Origin of the sequence: Vibrio sp. YYF0003, assembly GCF_036350715.1 — a bacterium.
Taxonomy (GTDB): domain Bacteria; phylum Pseudomonadota; class Gammaproteobacteria; order Enterobacterales; family Vibrionaceae; genus Vibrio; species Vibrio natriegens.
The window spans coordinates 366,670-385,474 of the sequence record NZ_JAZDWA010000004.1 but is presented as its reverse complement, the minus strand read 5'-3'; the positions used below and the strand labels follow the sequence as shown (position 1 = coordinate 385,474).

Below are 18,805 nucleotides of genomic sequence, written 5' to 3'. Positions count from 1 at the left end.
ATTCTGCGTAGACGATAACATGTTTATTGTAGAATTTATTTCCACATAAAGTGTACTCAGGGCTTGTTTATCGAACGAGAATTTACACAGACAATACTTGCCGAATATAACAAAAACGTATTTGGAGAAAGTATATGTCAGATAAAAAAGTCCCCCTATCCGTATTAGATTTAGTGCCAATCGGAGAAGGCTTCTCCGTTAGTGAAGCTATCGCTAACAGCACTCGCCTGGCGCAAGCTGCGGAAAAAGCGGGATTCTCCCGGTATTGGGTAGCAGAACACCATAACCTGAAAGACATTGCCAGTGCTGCAACGTCAGTTATCCTTAGCCACATTGGTGCAAAAACGAAATCCATTCGTATTGGTTCGGGCGGTATTATGTTACCGAACCATGCACCACTAATTGTCGCAGAGCAATTTGCAACGCTTGATGCGCTTTATCCTGGACGCGTCGATCTTGGCCTTGGTCGCGCTCCTGGGACTGATATGCAAACCGCTCGTGCACTGAGAAGAGATATGACCACTAAGGGCTTAGATTTTCCTGAAATGCTGGAAGAACTACAGTATTTCTTCTCTAAAGAAAGTGCTACAGAATCAATCAAAGCAGTACCAGGAGCTGGGGCATCTATTCCACTATGGCTTTTAGGTTCAAGTACATTCAGCGCTCAACTAGCAGCACAAAAAGGTCTACCGCTAGCATTTGCAGCGCACTTTGCGCCAGACGCGATGCAGGCAGCCATTAGTCATTACCGAAAAAATTATCAGCCGTCTGAACAATTCCCGGAACCGTATGTGATTGTTTGTATTAATGCTGTTGGTGCTGATACGCAAGAGCAGGCTGAATACCTAGCGACAACCGAGCTGCAAAAATTCCTTTCACTAGGTCGAGGCGTAGAACAATTTCTTCCTAAGCCAGTTGAAGATATGAATGCTATCTGGAGCCCGATGGAAGCGGTACAGATTAAGAATCAGCTGAGAGAGTCTATCTGGGGTTCCAAAGAGGTGATTCGCCAGCGTCTCGATGATTTGGTCACACGTACGGGTGCCGATGAAATTATGGTCAACTCTTGGATTCATGATCCACAAGCACGCATTTACTCTCACCAAGTCATTGCTAATGCTTGGCTGTAAGGGGCTGAAATGACAAATCATCCTACGGATCGTGCTGCAGTCAAAGAACTTGTGGCACGATTGACTTCATTCTGGATGGTTGGCGATGGTGATTTGAAACCCGAAGATTTCAGTCACGTTAGTCAACTTTTCAGTAGTCATCATGGTAATGCAGAAGGCTTTACGAATATCACTGCAAAATTAAAACAAGATACGGCCAATAGCCCGATGCAGGGCAAGCTGACTAACTTATATGTAGCAACCGCCAGTGAACATGCGGTCGCGAGCTTTTACTTGTTCGGTTTACTCGGTAATAGTAACCGAAACCTGTTTCTTTTCGGTAGTACTCAAGTAGTGCAGTTATCGAAGATCAATGGACGTTGGTGTATAGATACAATCAGGTTAGTCATAAACTGGTCCAAAGGTAATGTGAATCAGGTTCCGCATTGGCAGAACCTACCGGGAGAACATGGCTGGGAGATGGGGTTTGAAGCCCCGGCGCTGGTGAGTGAATTACATTCCCCTTGGACAGTCATGCCTGATGTTCCACCACCAGAAAATCTGCAAGAAGCTCTAGAGGAGCTTTACTACCGCTACGCGTTTTCGGTCGATCAAAATGATATGGGGCTACTAAAAGCCTCTTACAGTGAAGATATCTCCGGTGGTTTCGCGCCAGTGGGCAATCTTTCAGGTCGAGATAAGGTAATCGGGACACTCAAAAACTTCCGCCATCTTGCATCGGTCTGGCAACATTTTGCAGAGGTTGTCCGCTATGAAGAAGAGGACGACGGTATACATGTAAAACTGATTGTTGCACGTATTATTCCTGAGCGACCTGTCGATCAGGCTGGTAATACGCTTTACGGTGCTCACTATCAGCTTCTGGCCAGAAAGCTGGAATCTGGTCAGTGGAACTTCTGCTGGACAGATTATCGTCCAGGTTGGTTCAGCGCCGATAATATTCCTGAGTTTGATATCGGTAATGCAACCGCTTAGCGCTTAACGCTTAACGCTTAACAAAATCATGTCTCAATTTATATCTAATATTGGAGAATAAACATGACCGTAACGAACGGTTTTAAGCATGTTGGCCTAATAACTAAACGCGCCGACCAAACTTTTGCTGAAGCCCGCCCCTCCGTACGCTTTTACTCTTTCGGAGGGGCAAGTACTTATTCGATCAATAGCCCATATAGGAGGCGGCCACCATCATGATCCAGCATATGACGTACATGGGAACTATGATCGGCAGAATGACAGGTAGCCAGCGAGCGTAGGATACACGCCCCAGAGCCAACATGGCCAAGATACCGCCAGCCGTAGGGATAAACAGATTGGTCAGGCCGTCGCCAATTTGGAACGCGGTGACCATCAACTGGCGACTCATGCCGATCAAATCAGCCACCGGAATAAGGATCGGCATAGTAACCAGTGCTTGGGCCGAGCCGCTAGGAATGAATAGGTTGATCACTCCCTGAATGACGCTGGTCATAACGGCAGCCAGGGCCACAGGTGTCCCTTCAAGAATAGAACTCAGGGAGCTTACGATAGTATCGACAATGTAAGCATCGTTAAGAATGACCTGTATCGAGGCCGCTAGGCCAATCACTAGTGCTCCCGAGGTCACAGATGCCGCACCATCCATCATTTGACGGACCAGTTGATTGGCGTTCAGGCCTGAAGCGAGACCGATGACAATCGCCATCATCAAGAAAATTGCAGTGATTTCCTTAATATACCAGCCAAGCGAGAATACCCCGGTTAGCATGATCGCCAGCCCGGCCAAGAAAATTACCAGAATGATCACATCCTGACGTGATATTCGGTACTCATGCAGTGCCTTGCTCATTTCTACCGGTTGATCATCATCGAACTCCATCTTGACCACACGGAAACAAATATAGGCCGATAGGATTGCCAGACAGGTCACGACCATCAGCATACGTAGCTCCCAGCCTGAGAAAAGCGGCAATTCACCTATGCTCTGGGCTACACCCACGGTATAAGGACTGATTGGCGACAGGGCAAATCCCACTCCGATGCCACCAACTGCCATGGTGACCCCAACCAATCGTGAACAGCCAATGGCGGAAGCAATCAGCGCCCCTATAGGTACAAGAGCGATATTATTTTCACCGCCTACCGCAACACCGAAAAAACCGTAAATGAAGGTTCCCAGTGTGAGAATTAAGTTACGGCTTTTGATACTGTCGTTTGCCCCCAGATTATTGGCGATAACACCAATCATATTTTCCAGTGCACCGGTACCCTTGAGAACATGGAACATACCGCCAGCGATAAACACGATGAACAGAAACTGGGCTGCATTAATCATCCCTTGAGGAATAGCCAGGAACAATTGGAAAAAACTCAGCGTTGCAACACCCTCCAAATACTCAAAAGAACCGGGAACTACACGGTTGTAGCCATCCACTAGCTCCCGTGTGAATTGACCCGCCGGAATGATAAAAGTCAGTAGGTACACGCCGACCAACACAAGAAAGATAAGCACCATGGGGTCAGGAAATTCGCTGAACCAACGGCGTTTTTTTACGTATCCACCGTGCAGCGGCTGGGGTGATTTTGGATTCATGGTGACCTCCTGATTGTCGGGTATAATCTTCATATTATTAATTTACGCTTCAGCGTGGGGGCTTTCGCTAAAATAGCGAGATACAAGGCCGACCAAGAAATTGGCCGCGGCTGGCATGCAGTCGTCGTTGAAATCATAATGCGGATTGTGCACGCAGCATGGTCCCGTCCTGACGCCGGCGTTGTGACCGTTGTCGCCGTTACCGACCAGGAAATAACAACCGGGCACCCGCTCCAGTAGATAGGCGCAGTCCTCGCTACCGGTTAGGGGTTGTATGGATGCATCGACGCAGTCGTCACCGAATAACTTCCTGGCTGTATCGATGGCCAACCGGGTCATCTCTGGATCATTTTTCAACACAGGGTAGCCACGGTCATATTCAACCTCACATTGGCAATCGAAGGCTTCAGCCTGTGACTGGGCTAGAGTATGAATTCGGCGTTCGAGGGCATCGCGAACCTCATGGGCCAAGGTACGGATACTGAGCTCCAGCTCAGCCGTGTTGGGAATTACATTGGCCGAGGTCCCGGCTTGAATTCGACCCACACTAATCAGCGCCATCTGATTGGGATCTACATTGCGCCCAACAATACTCTGAAGCGCCAAAAGCGTAGCTGCAGCTGGCAAGGTTGGATCCTGCGCTAGATGCGGCAGAGCAGCGTGGCCCCCTTTTCCGGTAAAGGTCAATTTAGCCGTGTCTGATGAAGCCATAAAGGCTCCTTCACGAAAACAGAGTTTGCCCGTGGGGATACCAGGGAAGTTGTGCAGTGCAAAGAGTCCATCACAGGGGAAACGTTCGAACAGGCCGTCCTCTATCATTCGCTCAGCCCCACCATTAAACCCCATCTCCTCAGCAGGTTGGAAGATTAAATGGAGGGTGCCACTGCCAGGCAACTGCTTGGTACGGTGTAAGCGTGCGATCGTCTCGGCAACCCCCAACAAGATGGCGGTGTGGCCATCATGACCGCAAGCATGCATTTTGCCCGCGACTTGGCTGGCCCAAGGCAGTCCGGTGGCTTCCTGAATAGGCAGCGCATCCATGTCGGCACGCAGTCCCAAGCTTAGTTCAGGCTCCTCTCCCCAGCGCAATACACCAACGACTCCAGTACCCGCTATACGGGTATGGACCTCATAACCCCAGTCCTTAAGCAGCTCAGCCACCAGCTGACTGGTTGCGAACTCTTCAAACCCTAGCTCCGGATACTGATGAATTTGGCGGCGCCAATCCCTCATCTGCTCATTATCTGGTGTAATCTTTGAGTGAATTATCATAATAACCACCTGTAAATATAGACTTTCATGATCATGGCGTAATAGTATCCGTCTATAGTGATAGTAAAAAGGCAGAAAATTTTGCCTGGTGACAACCTATGGTGTTCACATAAAATGAAAGATCATCAACTCAAAGCTTTATTGAAAGTCGCTGAAGAGGGCTCGATTCGCGCAGCTGCAAAAGCGCTTCATCTCAGCCAGAGCGCGCTAACTAAGGCCTTACGTGAATTAGAAGCAGATCTGGGTGCACAGTTGCTGATTCGCAGTTATCGCGGTGTCGACTTCACCCCAGCGGGAAAAACCTTATTGACTCGGGCGCGCCTAGCGATATCAACCCTAGATAAAGCACGAGATGAGATACGCTGGTTACAGGGCGGGATTGGAATGCGGGTAAACGTAGCTGTGACCTCTTCCGTTGCCACTACCGCACTGGCAACGGTGCTGAATGAGTTTGAGAAAGAGTTACCCGATGTCAGCCTTAGATTTGTCGAGGGTATGCTGCCTACAGTGCTACCCGGCTTGATGGAAGGCGACCTTGACTTTGCCATTGCCGTCGCCGAGCCGGAGCAGTTACCATACGAGATCGTCTTCGAACCCTTGACCCAAATTTTATCTGAACCTGTGGCGCGGGAGGGGCACCCTCTACTAGGAGCCTCTGACTGGTCGCAGATGTTATCTGCCCGGTGGGTACTCAGCCTCGCAACAGGCAGCTCGGCCCAGCAGTTAGTGAGCTGGCTTGAATCTGCAGGTGTGCCTTTATCACAGCGTATTGTCCACTGTGACTCTCCTTTCCTGATGACTGAACTTATCCGCCGCACAGATCTGGTGGGTTTTGGTCCCCGTATCTTCTTTACCGACCCCCTCTCCGGTTGTGGTTTAGCGGGTTTTGACGGATTGCCTACCTTTCCGTCACATGCTTTGGGCTTGCTCAAGCTCAAGGGGACACCCCTGAGTCCGGGGGCACAGAAACTTGCCAACTTGTTCCGGCGTCATATTAGCCAGTAGGCACTGAAGATTTGAATGTCATTTATTCTAAAGGACATATTAAATTGGAAGTCCAATTTATAGACTGAGTCCCTAAGTGTATATCGCCGCTCCGTACTATCACGTCAGTATCTGATTCAGGTAGCTCCACTGAACTGAATTCCAAGTGGATAATCACCATTATCCAACTAAAAATCCCGGCACATGCGTGCCGGGTTAATGTATTTCTAATTAAGCCTCTACGGAAAGTGGCTTACTACTAAAGTTACGGTCAACTAAAATCATAGAAATAGTAGCGATGATCCCAGGAACAGCAAGAACTAGGAAGTTCACTTGGTGAGGAAGAGCCATAGCTAAAAGTGTGCCACCCACCATAGGACCAAAAATAGCACCATTACGACCAACTCCAGATGCCCAACCTAAGCCTGTAGAGCGGATGTTTGTTGGGTAGTATTGAGCGACATACGCATACAACAAAATCTGAGAACCGATGGTTGCAGCTCCAGCGATACCTACGAGAGTATAAAGCACCCAAGTTGGGTTGTTGTAGCCAAGCATTACCAGCGAAATAGAGCCAAGAATAAAGAAACATACCAGTACAGAACGTAAAGAGAACCTATCCGCAAGCCATCCACCACCGACAGCCCCGATAATCGCACCAACATTGAGGATCATTAAGAACATCAGGCTTGAACTTAATCCATAGCCAGCCACGGACATAAGTTTTGGCAGCCAAGAACCTAGTGCGTAAACCATCAGTAAACAACAGAAAAATGCCGTCCAAAACATCAGGGTGCTAAACATTCGTCCGTCACGAAATAGTTCTAATACCGGAGCTTGTGCTTTTGCAGCTGATGAGACAACGAGTACTGAGTCCTGATTAATATCGCAGCTAGGCTCTACCTTAGCGAGTAGCTCTCGGGCTTCTTGCTCACGATTCTGCGTAATTAGGAATGTCAGCGATTCCGGTAAATATTTAATCATCAGCGGAAGCAGTGCTAGAGGGACCGCTGCAAGGAAGAACATAATTTCCCAGCCGAAGCGAGGTACAATCCAAATCCCCAACCCTGCTGACATCATCCCGCCGACAGCATAACCAGAAAACATCAACGCCACTAATGTACTTCGGCTTTTTTTCGGCGAGTATTCTGTCATGAGTGAAACGACGTTAGGCATCACGCCACCTATACCCAAGCCAGCAATAAAACGCAGAATACCGAACTGCCATGGTGTGCTAGCTAAGCCATTAATCGCGCTAACGGCACTAAACAGTACCACACACATCAGTATGGTCTTTTTTCTGCCAAGCTTGTCCGATAACATGCCGAAACCCATTGCGCCGAACATCATACCAAATAATGCGGCGCTTCCCAGCATGCCTGCAACATAAGGGTCGAGGTTCCACTGACTCATTAATTTAGGCAAAACAACGCCATAAATAACAAGGTCATAGCCGTCAAAAATGATAATCAAAGTACACCAAAAGAGTACTTTCCAATGGAATTGGTTAAATTTCGCGTTGTCGACAGCTTCATTTACATTAATGTTACTCATACGCAGCTACCCCTTTTGAGTTGGTAAGATGCTGGAATTCGTTGTTCATTGTGCTCTCCTTGCATGTTCTTTATTTTGTGTTTTTACGTTATTAAAACCTGTTCCTTTTCTTTACTAACCTAAATCTCCTCCTGCCACAGGAAGCACTGTTCCAGTGATGTAACCGGCTGCATCAGAAGCCAAAAACAGGATTGGTTCAGCCTGCTCATCAAGCGTTCCATAGCGATGCATAAAGCTGGTGTCATTCGTCTGGTCTATAAGGGTTTGATACCACCCTTTTTCCCTTTCCTGCTGGGGTTCACGGTTGCGTGGAGTTAACCTTGCTGGCGCTTCTGTGCCTCCGGGTGCTGTGGCGTTTATTCGGATCCCGCGCTCGGCATATTCGAATGCCATATTCACTGTCAGAGCATTGACGCCTCCCTTAGAAGCGCCATAGGGAACACGCATCAATCCTCGGGTAGCGACGGATGAGACATTGACGATAGCCCCACCCTTTTGCTCCAACATGTAAGGAATCACAGCCCGGCAACACCAAAGCGTAGGAAACAGTGACCGCTGCACTTCCTTTTCGATTTGCTCTGGTTGGTAATATTCGAATGGCTGAGCCCAAATGGTTCCGCCCACATTGTTGATGAGAATATCGATACGACCATATTGCGCGTAGGCTTTCTCCATAACAGATTGTGCGCCTTGCCATGTTTCCAAATCAGCTTGAAGCGCCAGTACTTCCGTTCCTTGCTCTTGCAGCTGCGAAGCCACGCCATGCACATAGTCGGCGATATCGACCAGAACCAGCGTTGCACCTTCGCTCGCGGCCAGTTCGGCTACGCGTTTACCAATACCTTGCGCAGCCCCGGTGACAATCATGACCTTATTAATAAAACGGGCACTCATGCAGCCTCCTCAGAAGCGGGAGTGACGCTCGCAGTGAATTTCTCGTAATGGAAAGAATTCGGTTTGATTCCCTGAGATTCGAAGTGTCCTAATACCGCATTCACCATTGGTGGTGGCCCGCAAAGGTAGACGTCAACATCACCATCATTGAAAGGCGCGTCTTCCATGTGATTGGTCACGTATCCTTTGCGCGGGTGATCGCTTTCTTCACTCGCGACAACCGTTTTAAAACTGAAGTTAGGGATACTGGCGGCAAAGGATTCCAAGACAGATACGCATACCAGATCGTCGTCGTTTGTGACGCCGTAGATCAGATGTACCGGTTGGTCGCACCCTTTCTCCTTTAGATATTCCAGCATAGAAAGGAATGGAGCTAATCCCGTACCACCAGCGAGCATAACAACGGGACGCTCAACCGGACGTAAATAGAACACGCCCATTGGACCAGTTAACGTGACTGTATCGTTGGACTTGGCTTTGCCGACCAACCAAGAGCTCATCAGACCGCCCGGGACATTTCGGATCAAGAAACTCAATTCCCGACTTCCAGGCAGTGAGCTGAATGAATAGGCTCTGGTTTCATTACTGCCCGGGACCTGTATATTCACGTATTGCCCAGGAAGGAAGCCGATATCACTTTGAGCGGTTATTTTTAGCTCGATGGCAGTCGGCGAAATAAGATTGACCACACCGACGGTTCCCGCAACTGTGCTGTTTGCAGCCTTGCTACACATTGAAGAAACCGCTGGAATTTCGACGACACAATCACTGGACGGCACCATTTGACAGGTTAGGATAAGCCCTTTTTCAGCTTCTTCATCCGTTAGCGCTTCGTCGATATACTCTTCGCCTAAATCGTATTGTCCTTGACGGCAAGTGCCCTTACACGTACCGCAAACTCCGTCTGAACAGTCCATAGGTAAGTTCAATTGTGCGCGGTATGCCGCATCGAGAACCGTCTCGCCGTCGTTACAGTTAATGACACGGGTGACGCCATCTTCGAAATTGAGTGCAATGTTATAAGTCATATTGATACTCCCGCAATCCATTACAAGTGGTAAACATCAACTGCCTGATTGATGCAGTCGTTAGTCAGCACGATTTTTTTGAATGTGATCAGAGGGGTATCGGTGCTGATATCTAAGGTGTAAAAAGAAGTACCGTAGTATTCCTGTGTCTTCTTATAGCGATAAGACTTAGTCAGCCAGTTGAAACGCAGCTGCAACTCATTCCCTTCATGTGACAAGATCTCCAACCCGCTGATGAAGTGTTTAGTGCGTGGTTCTGGCAATGAGCTTGCACCGGAACGTTCCGTCTTCAATCGGTAGACTCGGTCTTCTAAGCCATCTCGGTTCGGGTAGTAAATCAGTGATATTTCGGTCTGAGGATCCTCAGTCAACTGATCGTCGTCATCCCATGCTGGCATCCAGTAAGTCACATCTTTGTGATAACACTCTAGCCAGTTATCCCACTCTTTATCATCAAGGTAGCGAGCTTCACGGTTGATAAACTGTTCTATATCTTGGTAATTAAAACTCATGCGTCAGCCTCCTTGTTAAGTACCGGAATGATTTGGTTAGATTCAGCTTCAATTGCCCTTAGCATTTCGTCCTGCCAGTGGCGGTGGTGATTAACATACAAGCCTTCATCTTCCGGCTTAGTCCCGCTCATTAAAGGCTTCATATCTAACTGGTTAGCATGGTCATCAGGCCCATTCATCCAATGAGAGGCGCCACGGCTCATGTCATTCCAACGTGCACCTCTTGCCTCATATCCGTCCTGACATGCGCGGAATTCTTCCAGATCGTCAGGCGTACCCATGCCAGATACATTGAAGAAATCTTCGTACTGGCGGATACGCTTGGCACGTAATTCTGCTGGTTCATTCTTTGGTGCGAAGGCATAAATAGTGACTTCAGTTTTGTTCACATCAATAGGACGACTCACCCGGATTTGGGTAGAGAACTGATCCATCAGGTAAACATTCGGATATAGACAGAGGTTTTTGGTAGTGCGGACGATAGAATCAGCTCTTGCCTCACCAAAGGTCTTTTCCAATCGCGCTAGCTGGCCGAAAACCGGACGAACTTCAGGGTTCAATAAGCGGGTCCAAAGCATCATATGGCCGTGTTCAAATGAGTAGAAACCGCCTTCAGCTGACCAGCTTTTTGCATCTACTGCCTCAGTGCCGCCTTTTTCATAGTTTCTCTGGCCCATGGTAGATAAGTAGTTCCAGTGCACTGAACTCACGTGGTAGCCATCAGCGCCATTCTCTGCCGTTAACTTCCAGTTACCTTCGTAGGTGTAAGTTGAACTGCCGCGCAGTATTTCCAACCCATCTTCTGCCTGATCAACAATGTTATCGATGATTTTGGTCGTTTCACCCAGGTGCTCTTCTAACGGAAGGACATCGGCGCTCAAACTACCGAATAGAAATCCACGATAGTTGCCGAATTTCGCCATCTGCTTCAAATCGTGGGAACCGTCAGTATTGAACTGCTCCGGATAACCACCCTTTTTCTGGTCTTTGGCCTTGAGAAGTTTTCCATCGTTGCGGAAAGTCCAGCCGTGAAACGGACAAGTAAAAGAAGCCTTGTTACCGCGCTTCTTACGGCACAGAGTGGCACCACGGTGGGAACAGGTGTTTAGGATGGCTTTTAATTCACCGTCTTTGGTGCGAGTGATGATAACTGGCTGCCTGCCGACAGTGACAGAGTAGTAGTCACCTGGATTTGGAATTTGGCTTTCGTGAGCAAGATAAACCCAGTTACCTTCAAAGATGTACTTCATCTCCAGATCAAACAGTTCGCGGTCGGTAAAAATGCCACGGTCACACTGGTAACGTCCGGTGTCTGGATCGGCAACAACGGCGTTTCGTACGTTGTCTGCTAGTTGCTTAAGTTTGCTATTCATTATATTTATTCCTTTTGCATCCTTGGTTTCAGGTACAGGGGTGCTGTAACCACCTCCACATAGAGGTGGTTAGCACAGGGCAATAAGTAGGGGAAATTTGTTAAGCCTGTTGACCCTCAAGAGCGCGAAGGCGGGAGTGGCGAACTTGAAGCTCTGACTTTTCTGTACTGACCAGCTGGATATCAAATTCAACCTGAGTGAATGGACCTTCCAAGCCTAGTGCGTCAGCCTTAGCTGGATCTTCGATGCGTTGCGCTTCAACAACCAACTCTTCCAGGGTTGCAAAAGCGAAATCATCATATGTGTATTCATCGCCAGCGAGGTTGATCTGAGTCGTTAGGTGCTTGTAACCCGGCTTAGAAATAAAGAAATGAATATGTGCAGGTCGGTTACCATGACGTCCTAACTGGTTAAGCAGTTGCTGAGTTGAGCCTTCAGGAGGGCAACCGTAACCTGCCGGAATAATTGAGCGAGCGGTGTAGCGGCCGTTTTCATCCGTCTCGATTCGGCGGCGCAGATTGTAGTCACTTTGGGATTGATCAAAGTAAGAGTACGCTCCCATACTGTTTGCATGCCAAATATCTACTACTGCATTGCAAATCGGGTTGCCTTCTTGATCCGTAACCTGTCCGGTCAGTAGCATCACTTCTGATTCTGTGTCGGTGCCATCATCCATGCGAGCAAAGCCTTCACTCTTCGGCGCACCTGCTACATATAGCGGGCCTTCAATCGTTCTTGGTGTTCCGCCGTAGAGACCAGCTTGCTTATCTGCCTCGTCCAAACGAATATCTAAGTACTTGTCGATACCAAGACCCGGAGCTAACAAAGCTGCCTCGCCATTCGCACCAAGTTGGTTGATGTAATACACCGCTGACCATAATTCATCCGGTGTAATATCCAGATCTTCTATAATCTGGTAAACATCGTGCATTAGGCGATGCAGGATGGTTTTAACCCTTTCATTACCGTCAGAGTTATTGAAACCCGCCACTTTTTCTAGTAGCTCCTGGACTTCCGGTGTGTGCATAGTCTTAACGTTCATGATTGCTTCTCCTTGCTTTATTTTCTTTTTTCTTCAGTGAGTTAACATTACTTGATTAACTTATCGGTCATCTTCGTGAATCGACGAAGGGTGACGGCATAACGGGGAAACACTGATATCCATGTAGGGGAACAGTGGTAACTGGCTTATTAGGTCCTGCAGTTCAGCGTTATCTTTTACGTCAAAAATGCTGACGTTGGCGTAGCTGCCTGCCACGCGCCACAAGTGTCGCCACTTGCCAGATTGCTGAAGTTGTTGTGCGTAAGCCTTCTCTTTTGCTTTGATTTCAGCGACCGTATCTTCCGGCAGCGAGTGTGGAATTTTCACGATCATTTCTACTTTGAATAACATGAGGGGTTCTCCGTAAAATTAGCTTCGGCGGTAATAGGCAAATTTATCTTCGTCAATCTCGATACCGAGGCCCGGGCCTGTCGGTAAATCGACGCCGTTATGATGGAAGTTGAGTGGATTCGTCACGATGTCATCCTTCATCAGTAACGGGCCAAACATCTCCGTTCCCCAATGCAAGGTTTCTAGTGTTGACCAAGCGTGCAAGGAAGCAGCTGTGCCAATCGTGCCTTCTAGAAGTGTGCCACCGTATAATCCGATGCCTGCAGCTTGAGCAACATGTGCTTGTTGTAGGGCTTGGATTGGGCCACCGGCTTTCGCGATTTTTAAAGCAACTGCACCTGCGAATCCGCCTTTCGCTAGGTGATACATATCCTTAGCGTCTGCGACTGATTCATCGGCTAGAATCGGTAGGGAAAATTTCTGAGACAAGCGAACCAAAGCATCAAAGTCTTTCATTGGTGTTGGCTGTTCGACCAAATCAACACCCGCTTCAGTGAATTTCGCCATAGCAATAGCTGCGCTGGATTCATCCCAAGCCTGATTGACATCGACACGAATACTCGCCGAATCGCCCACGGCCTGTTTAATAGCAATGACGTGGTTAACGTCATCTTTTAATGCTCCAGAACCAATTTTGAGTTTGAAATCACAATGGCGCTGAGCGTCTATTAAACTCAGTGCTTCATCGATATCTTGGTTGGTATTACCACTGGCTAACGTCCACAGAACTGGGAGATGTTGATGGACTGCCCCGCCAAGTAATTCAGATACCGAGAGATTTAAGCGCTTCCCTTGTAAATCCAACAAAGCGGTTTCTATCGCCGACTTCGCAAGGTTGTTACCCCGGATGGCAGAATTGAGCCTTACCTTTAAGGTATTGATGTTGTGAGACGGCTGCCCAATGAGGTGAGGTGCAAAGTAAGTATCAATGGTCAGTTTGACACTCTCAGGGCTTTCAGGGCCATAAGCTAAGCCGCCAATGGTAGTCGCTTCGCCGATCCCCTCGAATCCGTCAGAATCTTTAATCCGCACAATCACCATCGTTTGTACGCCCATGGTTGTAACTGAAAGCTTGTGCGGACGTATTGTTGGGATATCAATCAGACTCGCCTCAATAGAATGAATGGTTGCTGACATATAGGCTCCAAGTAACTTTGTTAAACAATATGTAAATGAGATGTGAATCGTTTGTTTGATGAAGGTTATGTGTAATAGTGGGCTGATACAAATATCAAATAAGTAGTGAGCAATACCCAGGAGGTATGATGGAGTTAAGACACCTGCGATACTTTGTCGCTGTCGCTGAGGAAGGTAATCTCACCAGAGCCGCAGAAAAGCTATGTATTGCCCAGCCGCCGCTAACTAGGCAGATAAAGCAACTTGAGGAAATAGTTGGTGTTCAGTTGTTTATTCGTAAGCCCCGGGGGTTGGAGTTGACGGATGGCGGCGCGTACTTTTTAGTTCATGCAAAACAAATTCTCGACAAAGTGATGGTGACGATTGAAGGAACGCAGCAGATAACAAAAAAACGCAAAACATTATTTTCTATCGGCTTTGTTCCTTCGGTGTTTTACGGCCAGCTACCACTGATGGTAAGACGGCTAAGGAAAAACAAAAATTTAGAAATCGTGTTACATGAATTAACAACTCGTGACCAAATTGAAGCGTTGAAAACAGGAAAAATTGATATCGGCTTCGGCCGAGTCCATATCGATGACCCTGAAATCGAACAGGAACTGCTGTTTGAAGAACCGTTAATAGCTGCAATTCCTAGTGGTCATGAGTTAGGGAAAAGTAACCCTTCCTTACAAGAATTGGCCAAAATTCCAATGATCACGTTCCCCACTGGTCCCGGCGCACAATTTGCTCATTTTACTCAGGGACTATTTTATAACCGTGGTTTAAGAAGCAATGTCAGCCAACAAGTCAATGACTTACAAACCGCACTTTCCTTGGTTGCTTCTGAGATGGGATTTACATTGGTTCCGGAACAGGTACGTAAACTAAACCGAGAAGGTATTGAGTACGTCCGGCTCCAAGATACCAGTATCAAAACACAAGTCATCGCCTCTCGCCGACGAGGAGAAAACATCAACGCGGTAATGCGACTAGTGAACACAATCTTGGAAGAGCTAGTTGAAAACCGCAGAACGGGCCGATACTCCTAACCCTTAAATGGGTTAGGTACCTTTTGCCCGATTCATCAAACGTTTATGTGGCTTAAATGCCACTTTCTACACACTTCACCTCACAAATACTTCTGTTTTGAAACCACTCTATACCCCTAGTTTTCTGGGTGAATTCACTCACCAAAAGTTCGATATACGCACAAGATAAACTATATTCGAACTTTTTTATTCTTTTCGCTTGACGACGGCTGATATTTTGAGCAAACATTACGTACGAATAGTGAATATTAGTGCGTATATCGCACAACAGCGTGAAACACATAATCAGTAAGGAGACATTGTTATGGCTGAGTTCCTTTCTCTCAAAGAAGCGATAAGCAAGCATATTTTCCACGGCGACACTGTCGCGATGGAAGGTTTTACCCACCTCATCCCGTTCGCAGCTGGGCATGAAATCATCCGTCAGGAAAAAAGGGATTTAACGTTAATTCGTATGACGCCTGATTTGGTCTATGACCAGTTAATTGGCGCAGGATGTGTGAAAAAGTTGATCTTTTCTTGGGGAGGAAACCCTGGAGTAGGATCTTTGCACCGACTACGAGACGCTGTAGAAAAAGGCTGGCCACATCAATTGGAACTCTTTGAGCATAGCCATGCGGCAATGGCATGCGCTTATGAAGCTGGTGCAGCTGGATTGCCCCTCGCAGTTCTACGTGGATATGTCGGCAGTGATCTGCCAAAAGTTAATGAACAGATCAAATTCATTACCTGCCCTTTTAGCAACGAACAGTTGGCTGCCGTGCCTTCGATTAGACCTGACGTGACGGTCATTCACGCTCAAAAAGCCGATAAAAAAGGCAATGTACTGATCGAAGGCATACTCGGTGTGCAAAAAGAAGCGGCACTGGCTGCTAAACGAAGTATCGTCACGGTCGAAGAAATTGTTGATGAGCTTGATGCGTCAGTGAACGCTTGCGTTCTTCCCTCTTGGGCAATCACGGCTATTTCACACGTTCCTTTAGGTGCGAAGCCTTCCTATGCCTTGGGCTACTATGAACGCGACAATAGTTTCTACAAACAATGGGATGGCATATCACGCGATCGAGCAAGCTTCCAAGCTTGGGTGCAGGAAAACATTTTCGAACAGGGAGAAGCATAATGAGTTTTGAATACACGTCTTCAGAGATGATGAGCATCACCGCAGCTCGTGCACTAACGGATAACATGACTTGTTTTGTCGGCATCGGCCTGCCAAGTGAAGCCGCGAATCTTGCCCGACTGACTCATGCGCCGAATATTACCCTTATTTATGAATCAGGTACGTTGCAGACCAAGCCAAACGTTTTGCCATTGTCGATAGGTGACGGTGAATTGTGTCACTCGGCATTGAGCACCGTATCTGTTCCTGAAATGTTTCGTTATTGGTTACAAGGTGGTCATGTCAGCGTAGGATTTTTAGGTACGGCACAAATCGATCGTTTTGCAAACCTGAATACGACTCTGGTTGGTGATTACCGCGAACCAAAAGTGCGTTTACCAGGCGGTGGTGGTGCCCCAGAAATTGCCACCAATGCAAAAGAAGTCTTTATCACAGTGAAGCATTCAAAACGTACCTTTGTAAAAGATGTTGATTTCATCACCACTGTAGGCTTCGGTCGCGATGGAAAGGCAAGAGACAACGTCCCTAATCTCGGCAAAGGCCCGACGGTTGTCATCACAGACTTATGTATCCTTCGCCCAGACCCTGCAACCAAGGAATTGATAGTAGTGTCTCTGCACCCTGGAGTGACTCAAGAAGATGTCATAGAAGCGACTGGCTGGGAAATTCAGTTTTCCGATAACCTAGAAACGACACCAGCGCCAAGTAGCTTAGAACTAAAAGTATTACGTGAGCTAAAAGAAAGAACTCAGCGCCAACATGCCAACCAAGAGTGAGTACCGCTATGACTAATGTTTACCTTTGTAACCCTCGACGTTCAGCTATCGGTCGCTTCGGTGGTACCCTTGCAAGTGTTCGCCCAGATGATCTTGCAGCCCAAATTTTTAAAGCTGTCTTAGAACAAGCACCCAATATGGATCCTGCAGCAATTGACGAAGTCATCATGGGTTCGGCCAACCAAGCAGGCGAAGACAATCGAAATGTGGCACGTATGTCAGCTCTGCTTGCAGGCTTACCGACGTCCGTTCCGGGTACCACGATTAATCGCTTATGTGGCTCAGGGATGGATGCGGTCGGAACGGCTTTCCGGGCTATCAAAGCGGGAGAAATGGATTTGGTACTGGCTGGTGGTGTGGAATCGATGTCACGTGCGCCTTATGTGATGGGTAAAGCCGACAGCGCGTTCACTCGTACCCAGCAAATTGAAGACACAACGATTGGCTGGCGCTTCGTTAACCCATTAATGAAACAATTATACGGTGTCGACTCCATGCCAGAGACAGCGGAAAATGTTGCTGAAACCTATCATGTTTCACGTGAAGATCAGGATCTTTTTGCTTTTCGATCACAGAAAAAAGCGCAACAAGCTATTGCGGACCAAATTTTTGCACAAGAAATCGTTCCTATTGAAATTCAGCGCAAACGCCAGGAACCGTTAATATTCGATACCGATGAACACCCACGACCAAGCACGTTGGAAAAGCTCGCCTCCCTGCCAACCCCATTCCGCAACGATGGGAGTGTTACAGCAGGCAATGCCTCGGGTGTAAATGACGGTGCAGCGGCCATGCTCGTTGCCAGTGAGGACGCGGTCAGTCAACATAGCCTAACGCCAGTAGCCAAAATATTGGGTATGGCAACAGCAGGCGTGGAGCCTCGAGTAATGGGTATTGGCCCTGTGCCAGCGGTGAAAAAACTGCTGGAGAAACACAGAATAAGCATTCAAGATATCGATGTTATCGAGCTTAATGAAGCGTTTGCAGCGCAAGGGCTCGCGGTGTTAAGGGAATTAGGAATCGAAGACGATGATCCTCGTGTTAATCCCAATGGTGGCGCTATTGCATTAGGACATCCTTTAGGTATGTCAGGTGCCCGTTTACTGATGACAGCCGCACACCAATTACAACGAACAGGTGGACGTTATGCCCTATGTACGATGTGCGTTGGAGTTGGACAAGGTATCGCGACACTTATCGAAAGAGCTTAAACAAGGAGATCGCATGGGTTTTATGAGCTATCAAGGTCGCACTATCTGCTACCATAGCCATGGAGAAGAAGGGAATCCGCTGCTGATATTGGCGCACCCTCTTGGCATGAATCAAAGTGTCTGGGACGGAGTTCTTCCCTACCTCATCCAGAACTTTAAAGTTGTGACCTGGGATCTTCCCGGTCATGGAAAAAGTGAGGCGTTGGCAGAAGATGCTACAGAAATCATGCCTGATGACTTGGCAGGAGAAGTGCTCGCGCTCGCCGACCAAGTCGGAGAAGAGCGTTTTCATTTTGTGGGTACATCCATTGGTGGAGTTATTGGACAGCAACTGCTGATCAACCATAGTGAGAGAGTAATTTCTGCCGTGCTAACCAATACAGGCGCGGTGATTGGTACACCGGAAAACTGGCAGGCCCGCTCCATAGATGTACGCGACAAAGGGCTAGACTTGATGGCTGAACAAATAGTACCGCGCTGGTTTGGCCAACTGGCTTGTCAACAACAACCAGACCTGATTGAGGTCTGGAAACATCAACTCGCAGAGTGCGATAACCGCAGTTATGCACTGCTGTGTGAAATGCTTGGAAAAACCGATTTTCGTCAGCAATCGTTGAACAAAGCAGTGCAATTAGTCTTGGTTGGAGGCGCTGATGATGTCGCGACTCCTCCTCAGGTACTTCAGCAACTGGCAGACCTGAGTGAAGCAAATGCACCTATTATTCTCGATGAGCTCGGTCACGTCCCATCGGTAGAAAATCCTGCATTGTTTAGCAAAATACTCCTATCGAACATGTGTTGATTTGAAATATTCAGGC

18 protein-coding genes are annotated in these 18,805 nt (G+C 47.8%); 8 read left to right on the top strand and 10 right to left on the bottom strand.

Features of this window, described 5'->3' with window-relative positions; all coding sequences use genetic code 11:
- The first annotated feature begins 134 nt into the window (after positions 1–134).
- Together V1U08_RS14535 and V1U08_RS14530 are read left to right on the top strand one after the other, a co-directional pair.
- Positions 135–1,130 (top strand): LLM class flavin-dependent oxidoreductase, encoded by a 996-nt coding sequence (locus tag V1U08_RS14535; RefSeq protein WP_330470878.1) that lies wholly within the window; start codon positions 135–137, stop codon positions 1,128–1,130.
- Between the two features lie 9 nt (positions 1,131–1,139).
- Positions 1,140–2,105 carry a nuclear transport factor 2 family protein gene (locus V1U08_RS14530; RefSeq protein ID WP_330470877.1) on the top strand — a complete coding sequence of 322 codons (966 nt, stop codon included), beginning with the start codon at positions 1,140–1,142 and terminating at the stop codon, positions 2,103–2,105.
- Between the two features lie 184 nt (positions 2,106–2,289).
- Here V1U08_RS14530 and V1U08_RS14525 read toward each other — a convergent pair whose 3' ends face one another.
- Together V1U08_RS14525 and V1U08_RS14520 are read right to left on the bottom strand one after the other, a co-directional pair.
- Positions 2,290–3,702, bottom strand: a complete 1,413-nt coding sequence (locus tag V1U08_RS14525) for a YfcC family protein (RefSeq protein WP_330470876.1) — start codon at positions 3,700–3,702, stop codon at positions 2,290–2,292.
- Between the two features lie 42 nt (positions 3,703–3,744).
- Positions 3,745–4,974 (bottom strand): M20 aminoacylase family protein, encoded by a 1,230-nt coding sequence (locus tag V1U08_RS14520; protein ID WP_330470875.1) that lies wholly within the window; start codon positions 4,972–4,974, stop codon positions 3,745–3,747.
- Positions 4,975–5,088: 114 nt separating this feature from the next.
- Here V1U08_RS14520 and V1U08_RS14515 point away from each other — a divergent pair, with 114 nt between their 5' ends.
- A complete protein-coding gene (locus tag V1U08_RS14515; protein ID WP_020334212.1) occupies positions 5,089–5,979 on the top strand; it encodes a LysR substrate-binding domain-containing protein in 891 nt (296 codons plus the stop codon).
- Between the two features lie 210 nt (positions 5,980–6,189).
- On the opposite strand, the gene V1U08_RS14510 is transcribed toward V1U08_RS14515, so the two are convergent.
- From V1U08_RS14510 to V1U08_RS14475, 8 genes are all read right to left on the bottom strand, one after another.
- The gene (locus V1U08_RS14510) at positions 6,190–7,512 is read right to left on the bottom strand and encodes an MFS transporter (protein WP_065303383.1); all 1,323 of its coding nucleotides are present in this window, start codon (positions 7,510–7,512) and stop codon (positions 6,190–6,192) included.
- A gap of 114 nt (positions 7,513–7,626) precedes the next feature.
- Complete coding sequence (gene benD / locus V1U08_RS14505) at positions 7,627–8,406, bottom strand: benzoate diol dehydrogenase BenD (protein WP_020334210.1); 780 nt, start codon at positions 8,404–8,406, stop codon at positions 7,627–7,629.
- Positions 8,403–9,434 (bottom strand): benzoate 1,2-dioxygenase electron transfer component BenC, encoded by a 1,032-nt coding sequence (gene benC, locus V1U08_RS14500; protein ID WP_330470874.1) that lies wholly within the window; start codon positions 9,432–9,434, stop codon positions 8,403–8,405. The genes benD and benC overlap by 4 nt, the downstream gene beginning before the upstream one ends.
- 20 nt (positions 9,435–9,454) lie before the next feature.
- A complete protein-coding gene (gene benB, locus V1U08_RS14495; RefSeq protein WP_065297742.1) occupies positions 9,455–9,946 on the bottom strand; it encodes a benzoate 1,2-dioxygenase small subunit in 492 nt (163 codons plus the stop codon).
- Positions 9,943–11,319 (bottom strand): Rieske 2Fe-2S domain-containing protein, encoded by a 1,377-nt coding sequence (locus V1U08_RS14490; protein WP_330470873.1) that lies wholly within the window; start codon positions 11,317–11,319, stop codon positions 9,943–9,945. Before V1U08_RS14490 ends, benB begins: the two co-directional genes overlap by 4 nt.
- Positions 11,320–11,419: 100 nt before the next feature.
- Positions 11,420–12,361: a catechol 1,2-dioxygenase gene (gene catA / locus V1U08_RS14485; RefSeq protein WP_065303381.1), complete on the bottom strand. Its 942-nt coding sequence runs from the start codon at positions 12,359–12,361 to the stop codon at positions 11,420–11,422.
- 60 nt (positions 12,362–12,421) lie between these two features.
- Positions 12,422–12,712: a muconolactone Delta-isomerase gene (gene catC, locus V1U08_RS14480; RefSeq protein ID WP_014233845.1), complete on the bottom strand. Its 291-nt coding sequence runs from the start codon at positions 12,710–12,712 to the stop codon at positions 12,422–12,424.
- A gap of 18 nt (positions 12,713–12,730) precedes the next feature.
- Complete coding sequence (locus tag V1U08_RS14475; protein ID WP_065300937.1) at positions 12,731–13,849, bottom strand: muconate/chloromuconate family cycloisomerase; 1,119 nt, start codon at positions 13,847–13,849, stop codon at positions 12,731–12,733.
- 128 nt (positions 13,850–13,977) lie between these two features.
- Between V1U08_RS14475 and V1U08_RS14470 the strand changes: the two genes are divergently transcribed.
- From V1U08_RS14470 to V1U08_RS14450, 5 genes are all read left to right on the top strand, one after another.
- Positions 13,978–14,880: a LysR family transcriptional regulator gene (locus V1U08_RS14470; RefSeq protein ID WP_065297745.1), complete on the top strand. Its 903-nt coding sequence runs from the start codon at positions 13,978–13,980 to the stop codon at positions 14,878–14,880.
- A gap of 304 nt (positions 14,881–15,184) precedes the next feature.
- Positions 15,185–16,000, top strand: a complete 816-nt coding sequence (locus tag V1U08_RS14465) for a CoA transferase subunit A (RefSeq protein WP_330470872.1) — start codon at positions 15,185–15,187, stop codon at positions 15,998–16,000.
- Positions 16,000–16,776: a CoA-transferase subunit beta gene (locus tag V1U08_RS14460; protein WP_065303379.1), complete on the top strand. Its 777-nt coding sequence runs from the start codon at positions 16,000–16,002 to the stop codon at positions 16,774–16,776. The genes V1U08_RS14465 and V1U08_RS14460 overlap by 1 nt, the downstream gene beginning before the upstream one ends.
- 8 nt (positions 16,777–16,784) lie before the next feature.
- A complete protein-coding gene (pcaF, locus tag V1U08_RS14455; protein WP_330470871.1) occupies positions 16,785–17,987 on the top strand; it encodes a 3-oxoadipyl-CoA thiolase in 1,203 nt (400 codons plus the stop codon).
- A gap of 13 nt (positions 17,988–18,000) precedes the next feature.
- A complete protein-coding gene (locus tag V1U08_RS14450; protein WP_330470870.1) occupies positions 18,001–18,789 on the top strand; it encodes an alpha/beta fold hydrolase in 789 nt (262 codons plus the stop codon).
- Positions 18,790–18,805 lie beyond the last annotated feature (16 nt).

Excerpts from the sequence above, each read along its gene's own strand:
- V1U08_RS14460 (WP_065303379.1), top strand. The coding sequence starts at position 16,000 with ATGAGTTTTGAATACACGTCTTCAGAGATGATGAGCATCACCGCAGCT.
- pcaF (WP_330470871.1), top strand. The coding sequence starts at position 16,785 with ATGACTAATGTTTACCTTTGTAACCCTCGACGTTCAGCTATCGGTCGC.
- V1U08_RS14535 (WP_330470878.1), top strand. The coding sequence starts at position 135 with ATGTCAGATAAAAAAGTCCCCCTATCCGTATTAGATTTAGTGCCAATC.
- V1U08_RS14490 (WP_330470873.1), bottom strand. The coding sequence starts at position 11,319 with ATGAATAGCAAACTTAAGCAACTAGCAGACAACGTACGAAACGCCGTT.
- V1U08_RS14465 (WP_330470872.1), top strand. The coding sequence starts at position 15,185 with ATGGCTGAGTTCCTTTCTCTCAAAGAAGCGATAAGCAAGCATATTTTC.
- V1U08_RS14475 (WP_065300937.1), bottom strand. The coding sequence starts at position 13,849 with ATGTCAGCAACCATTCATTCTATTGAGGCGAGTCTGATTGATATCCCA.
- catA (WP_065303381.1), bottom strand. The coding sequence starts at position 12,361 with ATGAACGTTAAGACTATGCACACACCGGAAGTCCAGGAGCTACTAGAA.
- V1U08_RS14515 (WP_020334212.1), top strand. The coding sequence starts at position 5,089 with ATGAAAGATCATCAACTCAAAGCTTTATTGAAAGTCGCTGAAGAGGGC.
- benB (WP_065297742.1), bottom strand. The coding sequence starts at position 9,946 with ATGAGTTTTAATTACCAAGATATAGAACAGTTTATCAACCGTGAAGCT.
- V1U08_RS14530 (WP_330470877.1), top strand. The coding sequence starts at position 1,140 with ATGACAAATCATCCTACGGATCGTGCTGCAGTCAAAGAACTTGTGGCA.
- benD (WP_020334210.1), bottom strand. The coding sequence starts at position 8,406 with ATGAGTGCCCGTTTTATTAATAAGGTCATGATTGTCACCGGGGCTGCG.
- V1U08_RS14510 (WP_065303383.1), bottom strand. The coding sequence starts at position 7,512 with ATGAGTAACATTAATGTAAATGAAGCTGTCGACAACGCGAAATTTAAC.
- V1U08_RS14520 (WP_330470875.1), bottom strand. The coding sequence starts at position 4,974 with ATGATAATTCACTCAAAGATTACACCAGATAATGAGCAGATGAGGGAT.
- V1U08_RS14525 (WP_330470876.1), bottom strand. The coding sequence starts at position 3,702 with ATGAATCCAAAATCACCCCAGCCGCTGCACGGTGGATACGTAAAAAAA.
- V1U08_RS14470 (WP_065297745.1), top strand. The coding sequence starts at position 13,978 with ATGGAGTTAAGACACCTGCGATACTTTGTCGCTGTCGCTGAGGAAGGT.
- catC (WP_014233845.1), bottom strand. The coding sequence starts at position 12,712 with ATGTTATTCAAAGTAGAAATGATCGTGAAAATTCCACACTCGCTGCCG.
- benC (WP_330470874.1), bottom strand. The coding sequence starts at position 9,434 with ATGACTTATAACATTGCACTCAATTTCGAAGATGGCGTCACCCGTGTC.
- V1U08_RS14450 (WP_330470870.1), top strand. The coding sequence starts at position 18,001 with ATGGGTTTTATGAGCTATCAAGGTCGCACTATCTGCTACCATAGCCAT.